15 protein-coding genes and 2 pseudogenes are annotated in these 21,433 nt (G+C 40.3%); 7 read left to right on the plus strand and 10 right to left on the minus strand.

Annotation, left to right across the window (positions count from 1 at the left end; all coding sequences use genetic code 11):
• Positions 1-9 precede the first annotated feature (9 nt).
• Entirely contained in the window at positions 10-951 is a 942-nt protein-coding gene (locus tag ACE1CC_RS29885; RefSeq protein WP_413274075.1) for a hypothetical protein, read from the minus strand.
• Between the two features lie 277 nt (positions 952-1,228).
• Here ACE1CC_RS29885 and ACE1CC_RS29890 point away from each other — a divergent pair, with 277 nt between their 5' ends.
• The 3 genes from ACE1CC_RS29890 (at position 1,229) to ACE1CC_RS29900 (ending at position 4,624) form a co-directional block, all read left to right on the plus strand.
• Complete coding sequence (locus ACE1CC_RS29890) at positions 1,229-1,633, plus strand: hypothetical protein (RefSeq protein WP_413274076.1); 405 nt, start codon at positions 1,229-1,231, stop codon at positions 1,631-1,633.
• Between the two features lie 24 nt (positions 1,634-1,657).
• Complete coding sequence (gene msrA / locus ACE1CC_RS29895; protein ID WP_413274077.1) at positions 1,658-2,137, plus strand: peptide-methionine (S)-S-oxide reductase MsrA; 480 nt, start codon at positions 1,658-1,660, stop codon at positions 2,135-2,137.
• 339 nt (positions 2,138-2,476) lie between these two features.
• Positions 2,477-4,624 (plus strand): glycoside hydrolase family 10 protein, encoded by a 2,148-nt coding sequence (locus ACE1CC_RS29900; RefSeq protein ID WP_413274078.1) that lies wholly within the window; start codon positions 2,477-2,479, stop codon positions 4,622-4,624.
• Between the two features lie 143 nt (positions 4,625-4,767).
• Here the strand turns inward: ACE1CC_RS29900 and ACE1CC_RS29905 are convergent, their stop codons facing one another.
• From ACE1CC_RS29905 to ACE1CC_RS29940, 8 genes and pseudogenes are all read right to left on the minus strand, one after another.
• Positions 4,768-5,271, minus strand: coding sequence for a hypothetical protein (locus ACE1CC_RS29905; protein ID WP_413274079.1), 504 nt, complete (start codon positions 5,269-5,271; stop codon positions 4,768-4,770).
• A gap of 678 nt (positions 5,272-5,949) precedes the next feature.
• Positions 5,950-6,336, minus strand: a complete 387-nt coding sequence (gloA2, locus tag ACE1CC_RS29910; RefSeq protein WP_413274080.1) for an SMU1112c/YaeR family gloxylase I-like metalloprotein — start codon at positions 6,334-6,336, stop codon at positions 5,950-5,952.
• A gap of 13 nt (positions 6,337-6,349) precedes the next feature.
• Complete coding sequence (locus tag ACE1CC_RS29915; RefSeq protein WP_413274081.1) at positions 6,350-7,963, minus strand: FAD-dependent oxidoreductase; 1,614 nt, start codon at positions 7,961-7,963, stop codon at positions 6,350-6,352.
• A gap of 108 nt (positions 7,964-8,071) precedes the next feature.
• Positions 8,072-8,533 (minus strand): annotated as a pseudogene (locus ACE1CC_RS29920) (RNA-guided endonuclease TnpB family protein); the annotation flags it as partial.
• Between the two features lie 113 nt (positions 8,534-8,646).
• Positions 8,647-9,423, minus strand: coding sequence for a PIN domain-containing protein (locus ACE1CC_RS29925; protein ID WP_413274083.1), 777 nt, complete (start codon positions 9,421-9,423; stop codon positions 8,647-8,649).
• A 69-nt stretch (positions 9,424-9,492) separates the two neighbouring features.
• Positions 9,493-11,016, minus strand: a complete 1,524-nt coding sequence (locus ACE1CC_RS29930) for a site-2 protease family protein (RefSeq protein ID WP_413274084.1) — start codon at positions 11,014-11,016, stop codon at positions 9,493-9,495.
• 66 nt (positions 11,017-11,082) lie between these two features.
• Positions 11,083-12,000 carry an N-acetylmuramic acid 6-phosphate etherase gene (gene murQ / locus ACE1CC_RS29935; RefSeq protein WP_413274085.1) on the minus strand — a complete coding sequence of 306 codons (918 nt, stop codon included), beginning with the start codon at positions 11,998-12,000 and terminating at the stop codon, positions 11,083-11,085.
• A gap of 15 nt (positions 12,001-12,015) precedes the next feature.
• Complete coding sequence (locus ACE1CC_RS29940) at positions 12,016-12,438, minus strand: DUF3110 domain-containing protein (protein ID WP_413274099.1); 423 nt, start codon at positions 12,436-12,438, stop codon at positions 12,016-12,018.
• Positions 12,439-12,835: 397 nt separating this feature from the next.
• On the opposite strand from ACE1CC_RS29940, the gene ACE1CC_RS29945 reads away from it, so the two are divergent.
• The 4 genes and pseudogenes from ACE1CC_RS29945 to ACE1CC_RS29960 all read left to right on the plus strand — a co-directional run.
• A complete protein-coding gene (locus ACE1CC_RS29945) occupies positions 12,836-13,000 on the plus strand; it encodes a hypothetical protein (RefSeq protein WP_413274086.1) in 165 nt (54 codons plus the stop codon).
• Positions 12,988-13,146, plus strand: a complete 159-nt coding sequence (locus ACE1CC_RS29950) for a hypothetical protein (RefSeq protein ID WP_413274087.1) — start codon at positions 12,988-12,990, stop codon at positions 13,144-13,146. The genes ACE1CC_RS29945 and ACE1CC_RS29950 overlap by 13 nt, the downstream gene beginning before the upstream one ends.
• 253 nt (positions 13,147-13,399) lie before the next feature.
• Positions 13,400-20,113: a translocation/assembly module TamB domain-containing protein gene (locus tag ACE1CC_RS29955; protein WP_413274088.1), complete on the plus strand. Its 6,714-nt coding sequence runs from the start codon at positions 13,400-13,402 to the stop codon at positions 20,111-20,113.
• Between the two features lie 130 nt (positions 20,114-20,243).
• Positions 20,244-20,481: pseudogene (locus ACE1CC_RS29960) on the plus strand (Uma2 family endonuclease); the annotation flags it as partial.
• Between the two features lie 56 nt (positions 20,482-20,537).
• Here ACE1CC_RS29960 and ACE1CC_RS29965 read toward each other — a convergent pair.
• Positions 20,538-21,416, minus strand: coding sequence for a carbohydrate ABC transporter permease (locus ACE1CC_RS29965; RefSeq protein WP_413274090.1), 879 nt, complete (start codon positions 21,414-21,416; stop codon positions 20,538-20,540).
• Positions 21,417-21,433 lie beyond the last annotated feature (17 nt).

Consider the following 21,433-nt stretch of genomic DNA (forward strand, 5'->3'; position numbering starts at 1 on the left):
CGGGTTTCTTTAGCTTCTAGTACTAATAATTTTATTCCAAGCTTGAATTACTTCCCGCAAAGATTTCGGCAATTCACTTTGGACAATATCAGCATAACGAACAACACCAGATGAACTAATTAATGTCACTGTAATGTAATCAGCAGCGCCCCTTGGTGCCGGGTAACTCAAGCGATTATATTGAGACAATGGTTGACGTTTTAATAAACTTTGAAATTCGCGTAATTGTTGAGAGGAAACTTTTTGTACACTGCGTTCAGAATCGTTAGCATCGCCAATTCTCACTCGCATTAATGACCCATCATTCATTAAAGTAGTTTGATAAGTACGTCCAGCAAAACCACCACTAGAAATTGCTTGAAACATCATGCCTCTATCTAAAAATGGTGGTAGTTCGCTGCTAGGAATTGGCGACGGTTTAGGAGTAGCAGCAATCAGAGTTTCGTTACTGACTAACTGCAATGATTTGGGTGATAAGGAAACATTCTGGTTTTCTAACCGGATATTTCTGCCATTATTATCAGTGCGATAAACCCAAGTTTTTTGCCCATCAGTTACAGTAATTCGCCATCCCGGAACTAATGCTTGAGTACATATTTGATCTGGTGCAGAAATACCTAAACAACCATTAGGCCAAGTTTCTTGTTTATAGTTAGTAACTTTCAGCTTTCCGGGAGCTATTCCGGTACGGTTAGCTAAGTCTTTTTTCACAGCATTAGCTATGGTATTTGGTAAAGTATTGGTGCGATCGAACCGATTTTGACTAACCAAACTACTTCTAGGATTAACAATTTGGTTACTCACTTGCTCACTACTTTCAGGATAAGCAACAGCAGAGTTAATCAAAGAAAAATTAGCACCCCAGGACAAGATTGCAGCTAAAACAAAAGCCGGAAAAATGCGCCCTTTCATGGTTGAACTTGTGGTAAACTGATCAGTAAAATGTTTCATAATAGTGTCACCAAGCTTTAATTATGTAATTTGGCGGAGTCTTCGCCTGTGCCTAGCACCTATCGCGCCTCAAAGAAAGAGATTCTACAGCTAGAATATCTTTACTCTGGGGCGATTCGCTCGCCTACGTTGAAATTTTAGACGCTATTACCCCATTCCTAAGTTCCCGGGATTTATCTGTAATCTTTAAATTATTCCTCCCCAAGGAGTATGGCTGAGAATTGCCGATTAATTAAGATCTCAGAGTAAACATCAGTGAGAAACCCAGGAATTTAAAGTGATTAAAGTTACTAAAAATTGGCGGCTGATTTGTAAAATATTTGTGAGTGGATTGTTAATTACAAACATTTGGTTGTTCAACTCGCCAACTGCAACAGCAGCAGTTAATACTCCTCATGAAGATACTCATCTCACTCAAGGAGAGTCTAACGTTTCTAAAGCTAGGATTAAACGCATTGACGCTATTGCTGAATGCAGAAAATATTTAGACCAAGGAAATAATAGTAGCACTGCCAATTTAGACAGACCATTAGATAAAATGGGAAACGATCGCTTAGTGGGAGCTCTAAAATCTACAGATAACCCTAATCCGACAGAAGCAGAAGTCGCCTTTAAGCGTTGTCTAGAAGAGAACAAAGTTGTACCTAAGCCTACGGAAAGCGATCGCCCTAGTATTCTATAATCACTTTAACCAACATAGAAAAACATGGAAAAAGCCACTTTTGCTGCTGGTTGTTTTTGGGGAGTTGAAGACACTTTTCGTCAAGTTAAAGGCGTTATTTCCACAGCAGTTGGTTACACAGGTGGACATTTTCCTAACCCCTGCCATTTAGATGTTTGTGCTAGAATTACGGGTCATGCAGAATCAGTACAAATCGAGTATGATCCGTCACAAATTACTTATAATGAATTATTAGAAATTTTTTGGGATTGTCACGATCCAACCCAATTAAATCGACAAGGGCCCGATCGAGGCGAACAATACAGATCTGTTATATTCTTTCATAGCTCAGAACAGGAAACAGCCGCCCAAGCATCTAAACAAAAATTGCAAATCTCCGGGAAATATGATAAAGATATTGTCACAGAGATAAAACCTGTTGGAGAATTTTATTTAGCAGCCGAAGAACATCAACAATACTTTGCCAAGAAAAGGCAGAAAAGCAGTAATTACCAAGCTTTATAAATTTAGGCTGGGTAGCTGAATATTTTTATATATTAGGCTCATAAAGTTTAGTAAATCAATTGTATTGAATAATTTCCAGGGAAACAGCAAAATTTTCTGCTTGCTGAAAAAGTTTTAATGGTAATCTACTGATTGTTTCCAATTACACCGACCAAGTTATCCAACTTTCAAGTCGGTTCTCATAGCAAAACCGGGTTAACCACCACCCTTTTGATTTTGAGTAGAGAGGTTTCATGAGTTGAATAGAGACGTTTCATAACAAACTGTAGAGACGTTTCATGAAACGTCTCTACAGTTTGTCAATAAAATTTTCCATGAGGTGTGATAGGAGTTAACGATATGTTTAAAAAACGCAGATGGTTTCCGCTTTTAATAGCCTTGAGTATGATAGTAGCGGTGTTAACACCCAGCCGATCCTACTCGCAAACCAAACTTGCTGACATTCAAGGACATTGGGCACAACCTTGCATCGAACAACTGGTGCAAAAACAAATTATTACTAGTTATGAAGATGGCAATTTTCGCCCGGATTCGCAAGTAAATCGAGCCGAATTCGCTACTATAATTAGTAAAGCTTTCCCTGACAAACCTGTAACTAGAAATGCAATTCGATTTGCTGATATTCCCTCAAATTATCGGGGAGCTAATAGTATTAATCAAGCTTATCAAACAGGATTTCTTTCCGCTTATATAGGCGAAAATTTTAACCCGTTGCGAAAGATGACGCGACAACAAGTTTTACTATCTTTAGTAAATGGTTTAAAATATTCACCCACTCAACCAGTAGAAAAAACATTAAAAGCAGTTTTTGATGACGCACAAGAAATCCCCAATAATTCTCGAAATGCGATCGCGGCTGCCACTGAAAAACTACTAATCGTCAATTATCCGAACGTCCGCCTACTCAAACCAAATCAAATAGTTACCCGTGCAGAAGTAGCAACTTTTTTATGTCAAGCATTGGGAACTTCGCAACTAATTCCCCAAGAATATATTGCCACAATTAATTCTCCCGCTACAACTACAACCGCACTCAGAAATCAAACTCCTCAAACCACACAAACAACAGAAACTAAACCCACTCCCACAGCAACTTCAACGCCACCAATTACAGAGAAAAAACCTACTCCCACAGCAACTTCCGCGACTACTCCTAGATCATCAACTCCTGCTGAAACCACATCTCCAACGGCAATTTCTATTAGAACCCCAACTGCTCAAACTAATATAAATAGAACTGCTGAAACATCAACAAGTCCCTCAAGAATAACCGCTGCGCCAACAAATTCAATTGCTGCCCCAACCCCGCCACAAAATCCCTTAGCTATAATTAGAAAACCGACTCCACAAACATTACAAGCAAGAACAGAATTGCGAGGTGTCTGGCTGACAAATATTGATAGCGATGTTCTCTTTTATAAAGACCGACTTTCTGATGCGATCGACCGTTTAAAATCCCTAAATTTCAACACCTTGTATCCCACAGTTTGGAACTGGGGGTACACACTTTATCCCAGCCAAGTAGCAGAAACAATAGTAGGAAGTCCTCTGCGTTTAGTCACACCAACAGACGAAAACCTCGACCCAGAATTAGGCACAGATAGAGATGTTTTACAAGAAGTAATTACCCAAGGACATAAACAAGGAATGGCTGTTATCCCTTGGTTTGAATTTGGTTTTATGGCACCAGCAGATTCTCAAATAGCCAAACTTTACCCAGATTGGATTCTCAAACGTCGGGATGGTAGCCAAATTTGGATTGAAGGGCCACATCAACGAGTTTGGATGAATCCTTTCCACCCAGAAGTGCAGCAATTTATTGAAAGTTTAGTCCTAGAAATTGTTACCAAATATGATGTTGACGGAATTCAATTTGATGACCATTTTGGTTTTCCTTCACAGCTAGGCTACGACGAATTTACTGTCGCACTTTATCAACAAGAACACGCCGGACAATCTCCTCCAGATGATTTTCAAGACCCTGAATGGGTTCGTTGGAGAGCAGATAAAATTACTCAATATATGCAACGAATTCACCGCGCCATTAAACAACGTAAACCCAAAATTGTAATTTCTGTATCTCCCAATCCGCAAGAATTTTCCTACAAATACTATTTGACTGATTGGCAAACCTGGAGAGAACAAGGATTAATTGAAGAACTAGTTTTACAAGTTTATCGCAACGACTTAAATCGCTTTATTGCCGAAATAGAACGTCCCGAAGTCGAAGCGGCAAGACAGCGCATTCCTGTTGCTATTGGCATTATGACTGGAGTAAAACCCCAAGCGGTTCCTATGTCACAAGTGACAGAACAAGTAGAAGTTGCTCGGAACTGGGGATTTTCGGGAGTTTCTTTCTTTTTCTATGAAAGTTTGTGGAATCTAACAAAAGAACCGCCTGCATTTAGACAGTCGGCTTTACAAAATATGTTCCCAAATAAGATGCCAAGACCTAATATTTTTGTAGGCTGGAATCCCCCTCGTTGAGGGACTCCAGGAGCAGGGGCACAGGGGCACAGGGGCACAGGGGAGGTGGAACCTCCCAGATACTCGTTCCCAGGTTGAACCTGGGAACGAAGAAACGAAGAATAGAGGCGGGAGCTCAGGAGTGCAAGATCTGAGATTACCCATTACCCATTACTAACAGATGAGATTGTGCTGGCAAAAGCGTTTCCTTGACTTTTGTGTGTGGGTGCCACATTGCCGTTGTCTAGTTTCAGCATCGAACCAGATTTATTCGTGCGATACACCCAGCGTTTTTTTCCACTGGCTACAGTTATTTGCCACCCTGGGATTTCTGACTCAACACAAAGGAAATTAGAGTTTTTGCTAATTAAACAACGATCGCTCAAAATTAATTGTTGAGCATCTATGATCTTTAATTCTGATTTTGGTAAACCCGATCGCTTAGACAAATCTTTGACCACCGCATCAGCTACCGACTCAGATAAAGCTGTTTGTGAAGCACCAGACTCAACAACGATCTTAGTACTTCTATTAATTGATGGTCTAACAGCGAAGCATAAAACAGTTGTAAACACTAAAGCTAAAACAAAGGGGTTTGGTTTCCCACTGGTTTTAGTGGTTTTATTAAGTGTTGCTTTAATAGCGCCAGTAGTAATTGTATTTTCCATAACAAGCTGGGCGAATCATGGCGTTAACAAAGAGCATTCTCAAAGGTAGAGACTACACCCCAATTCCAGGAAACTCCAGAAAACTTCTAAAGTTTTTGATTGGGTGTGTTTGTAATGCTGTTGCAATATAGCTTTAAGCTTGATAGAGAGCGATTCACTCTAAGAGTCGCACTGGCATCACAGAAGGTTTTCAGAACAGGCAAGCACCTGCACTCAATATTAGTTCCGCAAATGGTTGGTTTTTGAGGAAACTTTACTGAAACCTTACATTACTAGTTTGCTTGTTATTTCCAGATATTCACACCAAGAAAATACGGAAATAGCTGTAAAAATTGTTACTTATAATTATACAAAATATTAAGTTGATCGCCATCACTACTCAACTGAAGGCTAATATCACATTTTTTCATATTTGTCAATATATAATACTGAGGTAACAGAAGATGCAAAGTGAAAACTCTCCTAGCCCGCCCCATCCGAATATAGCTATTATCACTTTATTTATTTACACCTACTTACTCAGATCTTGCACCGGGGCTAAAAACCGGGTTTCTTGCCAATAACTAAACCTGAAAGTCTAGATTTTCGTAAAGAAACCCGGTTTTTTAACTCTTGTTGAGATATTAACCGGACTATTTTTCGCTTTGTTCCCAACCAGTAAAAATTCACTCTTAAAAACTACTTTTCGTATATTTCTAAAGGTAAATCATCCGGGTCTTTAAAAAAAGTAAATCGCTTCCCTGTAATTTCATCAACTCGAATATTTTCAACTGGTACGCCATGAGATTGGAGATTAGCGACAGCTGCATCAAGATTGGACACTTGAAAAGCTAAGTGCCTAAGTCCACAAGCTTCAGGGCTGTTAGTTCTTTGGGGAGGATTGGGGAAGGAAAAAAGCTCAATTTGGTCAGTGTCACCAACGCGCAAATCTAATTTATAGGAATTGCGATCGGTCCGAAAAGTTTCCTGAATTACCGAAAAACCTAAAATATCCACATAAAATTTTTTAGACTTTTGGTAATCTGAGCAAATAATGGCAACATGGTGAAAGCCTGTAGTTTTCATAAACGCTAAAAATTTAAGCTACAAAAACATTACCCAATGCAGATTCAAACTCGCCTAACCTGCTAGCTTCAGCAATTTTAGGAATGCCAAAAATGCGAGGTAAACGTTTAGTATCTCCTAAAACTTGTCTAACTTCGCGATTTGTGACATCTGCCAAATTTCTGTTCCTTAGTAGTGCGATCGCAGCCGCAATACCTAAAGCTTGACCGACACCAGAATTATATTCTACTATTCTGCCGGAAGCAGGAGCCATGCCAGTAAAACCCGAACCCGGACTAACAACCGCTAAGTTACGCACACTCTTTATTAAAGCGTGTTGAAAACCCACATTGTACACAGGTAACGGAAAACTAACTTGGGAAAAACCATTAGCATAAGCTCTGTCAGCAATCCCTTTAATTCCCCCCCGAACATCAAAATGATAGCCGAAAGTACCCAAAGCTTCATTACTAGGAACACCACTCATTAACATATCCGCACCATCAAGAGGTTGCACCACACCAGTAACATTGCCAGCGTGTCTAATGTAAAGTTCAGAAGCTGGAATTAAATCGCTAGCACCAATACTTTTAAACCATTTTTCCAAGTAATTCATTTCTGACAACATCGGCAAACTTGGTTTAGCGCCACCCCTAGCTAAAGCTTCTGCTGTGGAAGCATTTACAGCGAATAACAGGGAATTCCAAGAAAGTCTTCCTCCGGGAAGAATGGCGATATTTGCTTTATCAAAAAGTCTTCCTGATTCATAGAGAGAAAACTTTAAATTGCGGAAAGAATGGTAAGCTACAGAAAGGGCCGGAGAACGCACTACAATATCATCAGTTCCTACCCAGAGAGTTTTCAAATTTCCCTGAGCATCTACCATATCTTTTCGCAGTTGTTGTACTAGCAGGTCATTATTTCCCGCCGCTGTCCACAACCATTTTTGCGCTTCTATATCTGCGAAGTTAGTAAAGCGTTTGAGTAGCTGTAATTCAAAATTTCTCAGTTCGGTAATTGTGAGTCCTTGAGTTTCAAAAACCAAGGTAACAGCTAGTTCAGATTCCGGTAAACCAAAAGTTTCAAAACCCTTTAATTTTCGCACTCCTGCTGCTTGAGCTAATTCGGCATTTACCGTAGCATCAATAAACTGTTTAGCTGTGAAAGTTTCGCCAGTAAAAGTGGTGATACTAACCAATCTATCAGCTTGTTTATCAACAAATTTAATTCCCACATTGCTAATGAAATCGATTTTAGCTTCAGTTAGCATTTGTCTGAGAACGGCGCTACCTTTGGCGGGGTCGAGGGAAACTGCACGAACACCAGTTTTTTGCAAAAATTCTTTGTAAATAGCTGGTGGATCGCCAAAGGTATCTAAACCAAGAGAATCTCGCAGAGATTTTTCAACTTGGCTTCTATCTAAACAAGCAAGTCCGCCTCTGATTAAATGACCGCCAATGCCTTGCTGTAAATTACCTTTGGATAGTAAAAGAACTCTGGGATATCTGTTAGTACGGCGGCGGTATTCTCTGGCAGCAGCAACTACAGCAAATACCCCCGGAACTTCATCCCCAAAACCGATAATGTCGTAGGTACGTACTACGCTGGGGGAGGATTGAACTCGCAGCAAAGAACCAATATTAATCAAGCTAAGTAACTCCTATTAACTGAAGTAATGATTCACCAGTTTGGGACACTAATCCGTATTTAATCCCAGTTTTGACACTCTCACCGTCAAGCTGACGCTGTGACGGGAGTCTGTGTTTGTTTGAGAAACAGTTACAGATTTAATTTTGCCGTTAATACTTTTTGAAATACTTGCTTTAACAATGCCAAGTTTAGGCAGTTTTAAACCACCATTTTTAATTGAACAGCTTTCAGGATAACGAATTGACTGCTTTTTATGTTTGCTTTTAAACTTAGGGAATCTAGCTCGTTTAGAAAAGAAATTCTTAAATGCAGATTCTAAGTTTTTAAGTGTTTGTTGTAATGTCGCAGCCGTTACCTCTTGTAACCATTTATAATCAGGGAGTTTTTTAAGTTGGGTTAGCTCTTTTGCCATGTCGCAATAGCTTAACCCTTTCCCTGTTTCTTGATACTGATTGTTAGTTTTACTTAGGTAATAATTCCACACAAAACGGGAACAACCAAAGCTTTTAGCTAGGGCTATTCCCTGTTCTTTGTTGGTATAAATCCTTACGTTTAAAACGTCTAACATCAGTTGCTTTGAGCTTCTATTATCCTATTTATGATAGAAAATTTTGGCAAAACTTTCAATCCTGCGCCCCTGCCCCGCTGCTGCTTCAACTACCAAGCTAAGTGATTAACACCTTACTGTCCCGGAAGTGCTGGTAAACCTGTTTGTCGCCAAAATTGATTGAAACTTTCGGGTTGCATAAAGCGCCATGCGGTTAAACCTAGTACAAAAAAGATCAGCAAACTTATTAAAGTACCAGCTATTTTTGTCACCAAATTATTGCTGCTAGACCTTTGTTTGGTTGGTGTTTGGGCAGCTGAGGCGGGACCTGTCATCTGGTGAGAATTTGCGGGAAGTGGGTTTTCTTCGGCTGGGTTTGGTTGAGAAACTGTGGCTGATGTTTCAGAATTACTAAAGGTTTGTAATTTTTGAGTTACTGCTGGAGGGCGCTGTTTTGTGCGTACCCATTGTAAGAGTGCGGCTGTGGTGATACCGCAAAGATTGGCTGTATTTAAACCGGGAATTCGTTGCAGAATTGGTTGAGAATTGGAGACAAAAACTACTAAGTTATCGGGGTTTTCTTGGGCGAAACCATACATACATTGAGCGACAGATACTACTAGTCTGGCTTGTTTGCTTAAGTTTTGCCCAGCAGCGGGATTAAGTGTGCGATGAACGGCGTGGGCGTTGGTTAATTCCCAACCACTTTCGGGAAAAAAGCGGGTAAATTCTCTGGCTGTTTTTTCTAGTTTTGGTTCTGGGGCGCGATCTGTGAGAAATTGGATTTCTTCATAGATTATTTGGGGGAGGTAGCAGTTGCCAATGCGGGAATATTCTTGCCATTCGCGGATGCTGCTACCCATGATGGCGCTGAGGTCGAGAAGAATTGCTATCGGCGGTGTTGTTGCCATGACCTTTACAGGATTTTAGATTTTAGGTTTTAGATTTTAGATTGTTTTTGATTTTTCACGATCGCTAATCTAAAATAGATTATTTGCGCCACCAATTCCCAACCTTCCGGCAATTCCGGGAGTCAGAGGAATTAAGGTGGTAATCATCAAAAACAAGCCGAGCAAACCTAATGCTGCTCTAGCATCATCTGGTTCGGTAATTTCGTTTAAGCTGGGTCGTTCTAAATCTCTTTGCAGGAACAAAATAATGATTGCCCAGTATATCGCGATCGGGTTGGCAAAAGCTGCGATCGCTAAAAAGATAAAAGTTGCTAATGTGGCTCTAGAAGCAATTTTTCGCCCATAAATTGCGTGAACTATTCGCCCCCCATCTAATTGTCCGGCTGGCATGGTATTCAGGGCGGTAATTACTAAACCTAGCCAACCAATTATTGTTAAAGGATGCACATCAACTAAAGGTTTTTGCAAAGCCGAACCTAAAACAACTTTGGCTAAAGTTCCGACTAAAATTGACCCTTGAAAAAACTCCGCTGGAACTTGGAAAAAACTACCTTCATGGGAAAGAATCAAGCCAATAATTAACATTAACAAAGAAACTATTCCTCCGGCGGCTGGCCCTGCTATGGCAATATCAAACATTACTTTCCGGTTGGGTAAAAGTGATTCAAAGCGAGTAATTGCGCCGAAACAACCAAGTTGCCAAGCCGGAATAAAATAAGGTAAACTTAAACGAATATTATGGCGTTTAGCGATTACCCTGTGACCGATTTCATGGGCTGCTAAAACTGCTAAAATTCCGGCACCGATCGGTAATACTTCATTAATTCGGCTTAAATTGTTGGAAAAATCAAAACCTAAGAAGAAGCCAGCAGTTTCTAAACAGGTAGCTATAGTAGCTATCAGTAAAATTACTGCAAAAATCTTTTGGTTTGTAGTGGAAACTTTCGGGTCATTGGTGCTAGGTAAAACGACAATTGTGGGTTTTCCTTCAGGATTTTCGATCATAAATAGCCGATAGCGATCGCCCAATCTTTCCTTTAAAGCAGCGGATAATCGATTGTGAGTTGCTTCCGCTTCGCCACGCAAATTTCCCTTAAAAATTGCGCCTTCTTGATAGGGAATTGTTTCTGTGGCGAAAAAGGTATCAATGCCAAAAATTCCTTGAATTACTTTCAAGTCTTCATCAGGAATCGGAATTGTTTCTTTAATTCCTAATAATTCTGACTGCCCCTTACCATTTTCTGATTCAGCTACTTTGGGGGGCTTTTGAGAATCTTGATTAGCTTGCATCATGTTAGCAGCTTTTTCTCGCAGTATGGCATCTTGACCAGCGGCGCGGAGTTGTCTACCTAAGTAAATATATAAGCCAGATGAAAGCACCAACATCAACAAAATAGCGGCTATGTTAATGTAAATTCCGGCGGCAAACAATCCAAAGAATAACAGCCAAGGAGCCATTAATACTACTGATTGTAACCAAGCTAAAATTCCGATTTTTCCAAAGGGTTTAGCCCGAAAAAATCCCCAACTTAATATTCCTAAAGCAACTAGCACAATTAATGCTATTACAGGAGTTTCTGAGGCCGTAAACATTTCCAAAATTCTGGCTCCTTAAAAAGAAAGTTTGAACTTAATTCATATCAATTTCCCAGGCAAATTTCAAAGTTTGTTTTGATTTTGTACAGCTTGTCTGAGATTTCCTTGATTGGCAATTAAAAGTTTTTCACCTTGTTCTTCATCTAATCCTGTCCAGTGCATTAGTAATGCTAATTTGACATTTTTGCCACTGCGTTCTAGTAAGTTAGCAGCAGCATCCCTATCTAAATCGGTAAGGTCTTGAATAATTCGCAAAGCTCGATCGCGCAATTTACTATTAGTAACTGCCACATCGACCATGCGATTGCCGTAAACTTTCCCCAACTGTACCATTACTCCAGTCGAGAGAATGTTTAAAGCCATTTTAGTCACTGTTCCGGCTTTTAATCTCGTAGAACCTGCTAAAATTTCTGGCCCAACTAACAATCTAATGTCAATATCAGCATCGCAGCTAAATTGTTCTTGGGGGACGCAAGCGATAAAAATAGTAGTAGCACCCCGACTTTTGGCAGCTTGTAGAGCACCGTGAACAAAGGGCGTAGTTCCACCAGCGGTGATTCCTACTACTACGTCTAACTGAGTGATTTGTTTTTGGTCGATCGCAGCTGCGCCATCTTGGGCTCGATCTTCCAAAGCTTCCGAACTCCGCACCAAAGCATCTGCACCCCCAGCGATAATTCCCTGTACCAACTCTGGAGGTGTACAAAAAGTGGGGGGACATTCGGCTGCATCTAAAACGCCCAAACGCCCGCTAGTACCTGCGCCGATGTAAAACAGCCTTCCGCCTTGGCGTAACGCTTTGGCTGTGGCTGCAATAGCTTGGGCGAGGGGAATACGGGCTTTGGCGATCGCTGCAATAGTTTGTTGATCCTCTTGATTGAACAGATCCACCAACTCTAAACAGCTTAATTGATCTAAGTTTTGACTATTTGGGTTAATCTGTTCCGTCAGAAGATGACCACGTTCTTCTAATTGTTTCATTGCACCTCGCTTTGATTAAAGTAACCCTTCCAGCCTACGGCGAATTTTATCCAATTCTGCATCGGACATTTCTGAGGCTTCAGATTCTTCAGACTCAGCTAGAAGTTCATCATCGAAATCATCCTCAAATTCTGCATCAAACTCATCATCTATTTGCCAATCAGTTTCTTCGACGCTCGCTTCTGGAGGTAAAGTTAATTCGCCGTCTGGGACTAGTTCCCAGTCATAATCCGCACTTTCACAAAACGCCTTGATTTCGCGATCGTCCATCGATTCTACCGAGGCTGGCGGAAAGTCTTGGGCTTCCAGCATCAAACCATAGCGGGTAGCATCGTCTTCTGACTCGAACATCAGCACTTTATTGCGATCGCCAATCTGAAGGGTGTGAATTCCTTCGTTGTCTGTACCAGCATTGAATAATAGAACGAATACACGCATGGTCATTACTTTACTTTTGCGCTCATCAGTTATTTATATTACTAACCAAGCGCGATCCTATTGCTATTTGGTTTAAAAAGAGACATTTTGGTGAGGTCAGGGAACGGGAAACGGTGGAAAGTTTAACCAGGATTTGCAGATTTAGCAGATTGGTTGATTAATCCTGATTATCATGTAAATCCATAAATCCCGATCCGGTTTTGAGTTAATTAACTTCCCAAGAGTCCCAAGAGTCGCAAGAACCCTTAACTTTTACGAGAAGTCCCTTGGCTAATTTAGTAACTCGACGTATCATAGCAAGTTAAAGATTTCTCATAGTTTGGAGACAATAATGAATCTTGAAGAAGCTATTTTAGAAAAAGTGAGAATTTTACCAGTTGAAAAGCAACAGTAAGTGTTGGATTTTGCCGAATTTTTAGCAAAAAAGGTAGAGGTTACTAAGAATTCAATCCAAGAAAATTGGCGGGATGAACCATTTGTTGGGATGTGGCGTAACCGGGAAGAAATGAGCGATAGCAGTGCTTGGGTGCGTCAAAGGAGCCAACAGGAATGGCAGAGTTGAGAATGAGCGATCGAGTCTTGATTGATACAGATGTTTTGATTGATGTCAGTCGCGGCATAGTAGTAACTGGGTATCCTCTGTTAACTAAAAATCACAGCGATTATCGGTTTATTCAAGGTATAAATCTTTTACCATTTAATCAGTGAATTGTGCAGATGTGGTATAAAATGCAGTTCAGCTAAATTCTGGTGCTATCTTAAAGGATGTTTAAAAATATTCGGGCGGTTAAAAGCGCGACTATACTAACTCTCGTCTGCTTGACAAGGACTCCTAGAATAAAGCATTTTTGGAACTTGTGAAGGGCAGATTTTGTCTGTATAGCCCATAACTTTAGTCGCACCAGCGACGATAATTACGACTTTTCAAACATCTTCTTAGCTTGTCAGGTGTGAGGTTGAGATGACAAATTCCCCAAATTCGGATAACGAAACCGAACAAACTAGAAATCGTCGTGTGTGGCTGTTGTGGCTGAGTCGCGCTGGGCTTGGTTTTGGTGTAATTGTACTTATTGGTGTGCTTGCGGGTGCTTGGTGGGCGTGGGTTTTTATTAATCGAGAGTTAGCCCCGCTGGTGGAAAAAAATGTTAGTGACTTATTTCAAAGACCTGTAAACTTAGGCAAAGTAGAAAGATTTACTTTAAATAGTTTAAGGTTTGGCGCTTCTAGTGTACCAGCAACGGCGACAGATAGCGATCGCGCTACCGCCCAAGCAGTAGATGTCAATTTTAATCCCCTACAATTACTTTTTAGTAGAACTTTAAATCTCAATATTACTTTAGTTAATCCTGATGTTTTCATTGAACAAAGTCCTGATGGGCGTTGGATTACTACTCAACTTAAACAATCTGAAGCAAAAGGGCCGATTACTACTAATGTAGACTCAATTCGGGTGAGTAATGCTAATGTGGTACTCCTTCCCCAAGCTAAACTAACTAATCCCAGAATACCAGTTAATATTAATCCGATTTCTGCGACTGTAGACTTTTTTGATAATGGTCAAAGATTTGGCTTTAATGCGGAAGGGCGAATTGGACAAACTCCTAATAATCAATCATCTAATAATAATCAGGCTACTTTTAGGACTAATGGCGAATTTTTAGTTCCCTCTCAACAATTAAATGCTCAAGTACAAGGGCAAAATATTCCGGTTAGAGAGATCGATCGCTTAATTCAACTTCCCAATGCTAAGTTAATATCAGGTCAAGTCAGCGGTAATTTAAATGTGAGATATACTCCCCAAGAAACACCTTTTGTTGCGGGAGTCGCCCGATTACAAAATGTTACTGTCACCAGTCCACAATTACCCGCACCAATTAATAATACTAATGGTGATGTCAACTTTACTGGCAGAGGATTAAACTTAAATAATTTTTCCACATCTTTAGGACAAATTCCCGTTTTACTTGGTGGAAGTGCTGACTTAGATAAAGGATTAAATTTAGATGTTACAGTTCCTAATGTTAATGTGGCAACTTTAACTCAAACTTTCAAAGTCGCGCCACCAGTTCCGGTAATTGGGGAAATCAGATTAGTCTCAAAAGTAACTGGTACTGTTGAATCACCAACTATTTTAGGGCGAGTTAATACCACTAAACAAACTCAAGTTGATAAATTAAATTTTCGGGATATTAGCACTAACTTTGCTTTGGCACCACAAACAGGCGAAATAATTATTTCCGAGATCCAAATTCTCCCGATGGCGGGGGGAAGAATTACAGGTAAAGGTAATGCTAAATTAGGTCAACCAGGGGGAGTGGCGTTAGATTTACAAGGGCAGGATTTGCCAGCCGATGCGATCGCCAAAATCTACAACGTCAATCTTCCTGCTAACATTACTATTGGCAATGTTAACGCCAAAACTCAAATCACAGGCCCCTTAAATAATATTAGCATCGCCAGTAATTTTCAAGCTCCCCAAGCCACTTATCCCTTAACTGGACAAGTAATAATTAATAATGGCATAATTCGCTTGACAAATGCGATCGCTCAAGTACCAGCCGGCAATGTTCAAGCATCAGCCACAATTAATAATCAAACTCAAAGTTTGCAAGCAACAGTGCAAACAGCCCAACTTCCAGTTAATAGTATCTTAGCCATTATTCAGACAGAAAATAAAACTCAAACCCCACAACAAAATCAACCAGAAATTCCTCAACCCATCCGCCAAGGAACAATCACCGGAACCGTAAATTTAGCGGGAAATCTTAAATCTTTACAACTAGAAAATATTGCAGCAACCGCCCAAGGAAACTTACAAGTTGCAGGCGGAAATATTCGATTGACTCAAGGACAATTAAACCAAGGAAATTGGCGAGGTTTAGTCAACGCTTCCGGCATTAACTTAGCACTTTTCCCCCAAGTTCCCCCACAATTTAGATCCAATTTTAACGGACAATTCCGCGTAGCTGGAAACCTCAACGCCCCAACAACAAATATTCAAGCAACGGGACAAGGAAACATAAATGTTGCCGGGGGAAATGCCCAAATTTCGCAAGTAGCATTAAATAATGGCAACTGGAGTGCTACAGTTAGAGTTAATAGTATTAACTTAGGACAATTAGCCGAAGTTCCCCGCGAATTACAAGCACCTTTTAACGGAGAATTCCGCTTATCAGGAGATTTAAACGAACCTGGTACTGATAACATTACAGTAGCAGGTTCAGGAAATATTCAAGTAGCTGGCGGTAATGTTAACATTCGCAGTTTAGACCTTAATCAAGGAAATTTCAAAGCCACAGTTGCAGCATCAGGAGTACAATTAGCCCGCCTTCCTCAAGTACCAAAGGAATTACCAATTGGCGCATTTACCGGACAATTTCAAGTAGCAGGAAACTTAAATAATCTTACCACTCAAACAGATCAATCTCCCCTGAATCAAATAGAAGTTTCTGGACAAGGAAACTTACAACTTGCTGCTGGAAATGTGCAACTGCGTCAATTTCAATTAAATCAGGGAAATTTCCAAACATCAGTTGATGCAAATAACGTCCAAGTAGGGCGTTTTCCCCAAGTACCAAACAATTTTCAAGGTACATTTAGCGGCGAATTACAAGCTAGAGGAAATCTTGCCAATTTAACCGCCGAAAATGCTCAATCTCCCTTGAATCAAATACAAGCAACTGCCAGAGGAACTTTGCAGACTCCCACCGGGAATTTGCAACTGCAACAAGTAGAATTAAATCAAGGGAATTTCCAAGCAAGAGTAACAGCGAATAACCTACAATTAGCCCAATTTGAGCAAGTACCAAAAGATTTTCGCGGCAGATTTAGCGGCGAATTACAAGCTAGAGGAAATCTCGCCAATTTAACCGCCGAAAATGCCCAATCTGTTCTGAATCAAATTGAAGCCAACGCTACAGGAAATCTGCGAATTGGTGCGGGAATATTACAAATAGAACAGTTGCAATTAAATCAAGGTAACTTCCTGGCTAGAGTTAATACAAATAATCTCCAATTGGCGACTTTACCGCAAGTTCCCAAAGAATTTAGGGGTACATTTACCGGACAATTAGAAGCAGCGGGAAATCTAGATTCATTAACTAATCTGCAACCAAATCAATCTCCTCTTTCGGAAATTCAAGCCAACGCCCAAGGAGTTTTAAGAATTCCCAATGATGGCACAATTCAATTACGGCAAGCTACATTAAATCAAGGAAATTGGCAAGTAGCTTTGGAGGCAAATCGTTTACAATTAGCACGTTTACCTCAAGTACCACCTCAGTTTCAAGGAATATTTACCGGACAATTACTAGCTTCGGGAAATCTTGCGAGTTTAACCCAAGCAACACAAACTCCGCTATCAGGAATTGACGCAATTGGTAGGGGAACATTACAAATTGCTGGTGGGACAGTTCAGATTAGAGAAGCACAAGTAACTCAAGGACGTTGGGCGGCAGCTGTTAATTTAGCTCAAGTACAATTAAGCCAGTTTTCTAACCAATTTAAAGGTAGAGTTAGCGGTGATTTAAGAGTAGGAGGAAGTTTAGCGGCACTAACTCAAGCAAAAGGTTCGCCATTAGCAGATATTCAAGCAGTTGGGGATTTAAACTTTACCCAAACACCTTATTTAAATCGTCCTTTAAATGTTGCTTTTCAATGGAATGGTCAACAGTTAGAAATTCAACAGGCGACTGCACCGGGACTAAGTGCAAGTGGAACAGTTACAGCCAGTTTTGACCAAAAAAATACACCCCAAATTGGCAACATAAATTTAAATGTACAAGCGGAAGATTTTAATTTACGAACGCTGCCAATAGCTTTACCGCAAAATGTGGCTTTATCGGGTTTAGTTGATTTTAATGGGCAGATTTCTGGACAGTTAAATGCAATAAATGTTAATGGTCAAGTTGGATTACAAAATTTAGTAGTTGGGGACTTTAGATTTGACCCAAATTTGACAGGAAATATTACTGCGACGGCGGGTAGGGGAGTAAATTTACAACTGCAAGGGCAACAAGACCAAATTGCTGTTCAATTAAATGAAAATTACCGACCTGAAAGTGTATTATTCCGCCGAGGTGATATTTTAGCGCGGGGGAGAAGACAGGGCGATTTATTTTTGTTAGATTTGGCTAGTGTTCCGATCGCAACTGTGAAAAATTTAGCCCAAAATTTTGTGAATTTACCGCCAGAAATAGTTGCTCAACAAATTGGCGGACAAGTTTCGGGGAATTTGGCGATTAATTTTGCTACATTGAGTGTAGAGGGGCGAAATGTGGCGATCGCAAATCCCAGAATCGGTGAATTACAAGCAGATTCCCTAATCGCTGATTTCCGCTACGCTAACGGTACATTAGAAATTCTCAGCAGTCGATTACAACAAGGTGAAAGTATTTACGCCCTAAGCGGTACAGCAACTCAACTATTAACTCAAACTCCCCAACTTCAAGGAAAAGTTACTATTGAAAAAGGCCAAATTCAGAACGTTTTAGCTGCTCTTGATTGGTTTAATTTACAAGGTTTTGGTACTAGGGGAGGAGAAAATGTTGGCAGGGCCGCAAATGTGCCAACTACCCCTGTAGGAATACCAAATGCTCCCTTATGGACGCAACTAGAAAGATTTGCGGAAATCACCTCTTTACTGCAACAGGAACGTCAGGAAAATAGCAGAGGTTTTTCCATACCAGATATTACCCAATTGCGGGGTAATTTTAGCGGAACAGTTGATTTTGCCGGAACTTTACCCAGAGAAATTCAAGCTAGTTTTAATCTCCAAGGTAATGATTGGAAATTAGGGACTTACACCGCCGAACAAGTAGTTGCTCAAGGAACTTATAATGGCGGAAATTTAAATGTACAAACCTTACAAATAGCGTCTCAAGATACAAGAATAGCATTTGAGGGAACTTTGGGAACACAAGCCCAAAATGGAGTTTTACAAATCCAAAATTTCCCCTTAGAACCACTCAACAATATTTTACAACTACCTGTTTATGTCACCGGAAATCTAGACGGAAGAGTTAACATAGCCGGAAATTTAAATAACCCTTATGCTAGTGGTCAATTAAATATTGACAAAGGGACTTTAGATGGTACAGCTATTCAATCCGCAGTCGCAACTTTTACTTATGAAGATGCTCGGTTAAACCTTGATTCTCAAGTATTAATCAATCCCCCACAACCAATTGTAATTGCTGGTAGTGTTCCTTTTAAATTACCCTTTGCCCAAGTCCAGCCAGCTAGCAATCAAATTAGCCTTAATGTGAATGTCCAAAATGAGGGATTAGCATTAATTAACTTGCTGACAAATCAACAAGTGCGCTGGGTAAATGGGACAGGACAAGCACAGTTAACAGTGGGGGGAACTTTAGAACGTCCAGTTCCAAAGGGATTTGTGAATTTGCAGAATGCTACTCTTGGTGGTCAGTTACTTGCAGAAGATTTGAAAAATGTGAATGGACAGATACAATTTGAAGGCGATCGCATTATCGGAGAAAATCTTACAGGTAACTTCCAACAAGGACAAGTAATTGCCCAAGGAACCATTCCGATTTTCACACCTTTAGACTCTCAAGATCCAGCCCGTCAAAATCCTCTAACAATCGCCCTCGATCAAGCGAGAATCAACCTGAGAGGATTGTATGAAGGTATTGTTAATGGCAGAGTGGTCATAGCGGGATCGGCAGTCAATCCTATACTTAGCGGAGGAGTCAACTTACTTGATGGTCAACTTTCTTTACCGCAAACCCCCGCTACCGTCGCCGCTACTACCCAAACAGGAACTACCAACCAAAATCTAGTTATTGAATTTCAAAATTTCCAAATCGGATTAAGCGATGACGTTAACATTACTTTACAACCAATTCTCGCTTTTCGCGGTAGTGGTAGTCTAACACTTAACGGTTCTCTGGATGAGCCACGCCCGGAAGGTGCGATCGAATTACAACGAGGTGCCGTAAACTTATTTGCCGCCCGGTTTAGACTAGAACGTGGTTACGAAAATGTGGCAGTGTTTGTTCCCGATCGAGGATTCAATCCCTTTTTAGACGTAAGATTGATCGCTACCGTTTCAGAAGTAACTCGTTTTCGCTTACCTGCTTCCGCTTTTACTTCGGAAATTAGTGATGCTCCCGCTACAGGTTTCGGCAGTTTACAATCCGTTAGGGTAAGGGCGAATGTTCGGGGTTGGGCGAATCAATTAGGTGTAAATCCCGATCCTAATGTGGCATCATCTCAAATTATTGAACTAACCAGCGATCCTCCCCGCAGTGAATCAGAAATTGTGGCTTTAATTGGTGGTAGTTTTATCAATACTCTCGGTCAAGGTGGCGATGGTATTGCAGGGTTAGCAGGAATTGCTAGTTCGGTATTTTTGCCCGGTTTAGAAGGATTTTTTGGTGATATTGGCGAAAGATTGGGTTTAAGTGAGTTTCGCATCTTCCCCACAGCGGTAACTTCTGGAAGAGAAAACGCTAGCTCAGTATTAGGTTTAGCCGCAGAATTTGGGATTGATATTACTAATAATTTATCAGCTTCAGTACTGAGAATTTTAACTGACGATCAACCCACTCAGTTTGGTTTACGCTATAGTTTTAATCGAGAATTTACCTTGCGCGGTTCTACCGATTTTTCTGGTGATACTAGGGCAATTCTTGAGTTTCAAAGAAGATTTTAGTTTCAGGTTTGTTGTGAGGACTTTAGTCCTTTTATCTTGGGAAACAACGACTAAAGTCGTCACAACTGACTTAAATATAATCAGATATCATTAATAGAGTTAACCAACATTTCATCCCGACAATTTGGTTATGAATTCGGTTCTAACTACTTCGATCGCCGAGTTTCTTTCTCAACCTAATATAGAAGCTTCTCCAGCTTGGGAATTAATCAACGGGCGTGCAATTCAAAAACCTATGCCAACCCTGTTTCACTCAAGGTTACAGCGCAATCTGGTTAACTATATTAATCTTCATAGTGAAAGTTGCAGAAGCAGTCCAAGAGTGGCGTTGTATTGTACCTCCTCTCTCACCAGTACCTGATATTTCGTGATGGCGATGACTGCGAGATAGTAAGATGGTGCGTTAGCGACAGCGTAACGCACCCTACGAGTAGATAGAGGATGAATTGTTCAAGATAATTCGTAAAATTGATAAGCCTAAAATTATTAAAAATAATACTAAACCAATGGTGCAAGCGTAACTAATTTCTAAGTTGCGGAAGGCTTGATCGTAAAGGTAATATACAACAGTTTTAGAACTATTTCTTGGCCCTCCTTGGGTCATAATATAAACTTCTTCAAAAACTTTGGTGGCGGAGATTGCGGAAATTACTGCTACTAAAAATAGATAGGGTTTCATTAAGGGAACGGTGATATCCCAATGTTTTTTTAGTTTGTCGGAACCATCGATCGCAGCTGCTTCATAAAGGTCATTAGGAATAGATTGTAACCCGGCTAAATAAATCACCATGTAATAACCTAATCCTTTCCAAATTGTCACCGCCATGACGCTAAACAACACCCAATTTGGACTAGTTAACCAGGGAATTCCCTCACTAAAACCAATTAATTTCAGTAGTTGATTAAGTAAACCATTTTCAGCATAAAGCCATTTCCAAGCTAGTCCAGCAACTACCATTGAAATAATTACAGGTGTGTAATAAGCGGCGCGAAACCAACTAATTCCCCGCAGTTTTTGGTTAACTAAAATCGCCAATCCCAAAGGGAAAAATACTAAAATTGGCACTACTACCACTAAATAAATTAATGTATTTCTGAAGGTCTGCCAAAATATTTTATCTGCTATTAATCTCTGAAAATTAGCTAATCCTACCCATTCCGGCGCTTGGGTAATATCATATTCATAACGAGTGAAACTCAGGTAAAATGCTTGTAGGGCAGGCCAAATTACTGTTAATCCTAAAAGGATGATGGCTGGTAATAAAAATAAGTAAGGAGTAATTTGTTTTTGGTTAATTGTCATTGGTAATCAAGCAAGTA

This window comes from Floridaenema aerugineum BLCC-F46, from assembly GCF_041929345.1.
Taxonomy (GTDB): Bacteria; Cyanobacteriota; Cyanobacteriia; order Cyanobacteriales; family Aerosakkonemataceae; genus Floridanema; species Floridanema aerugineum.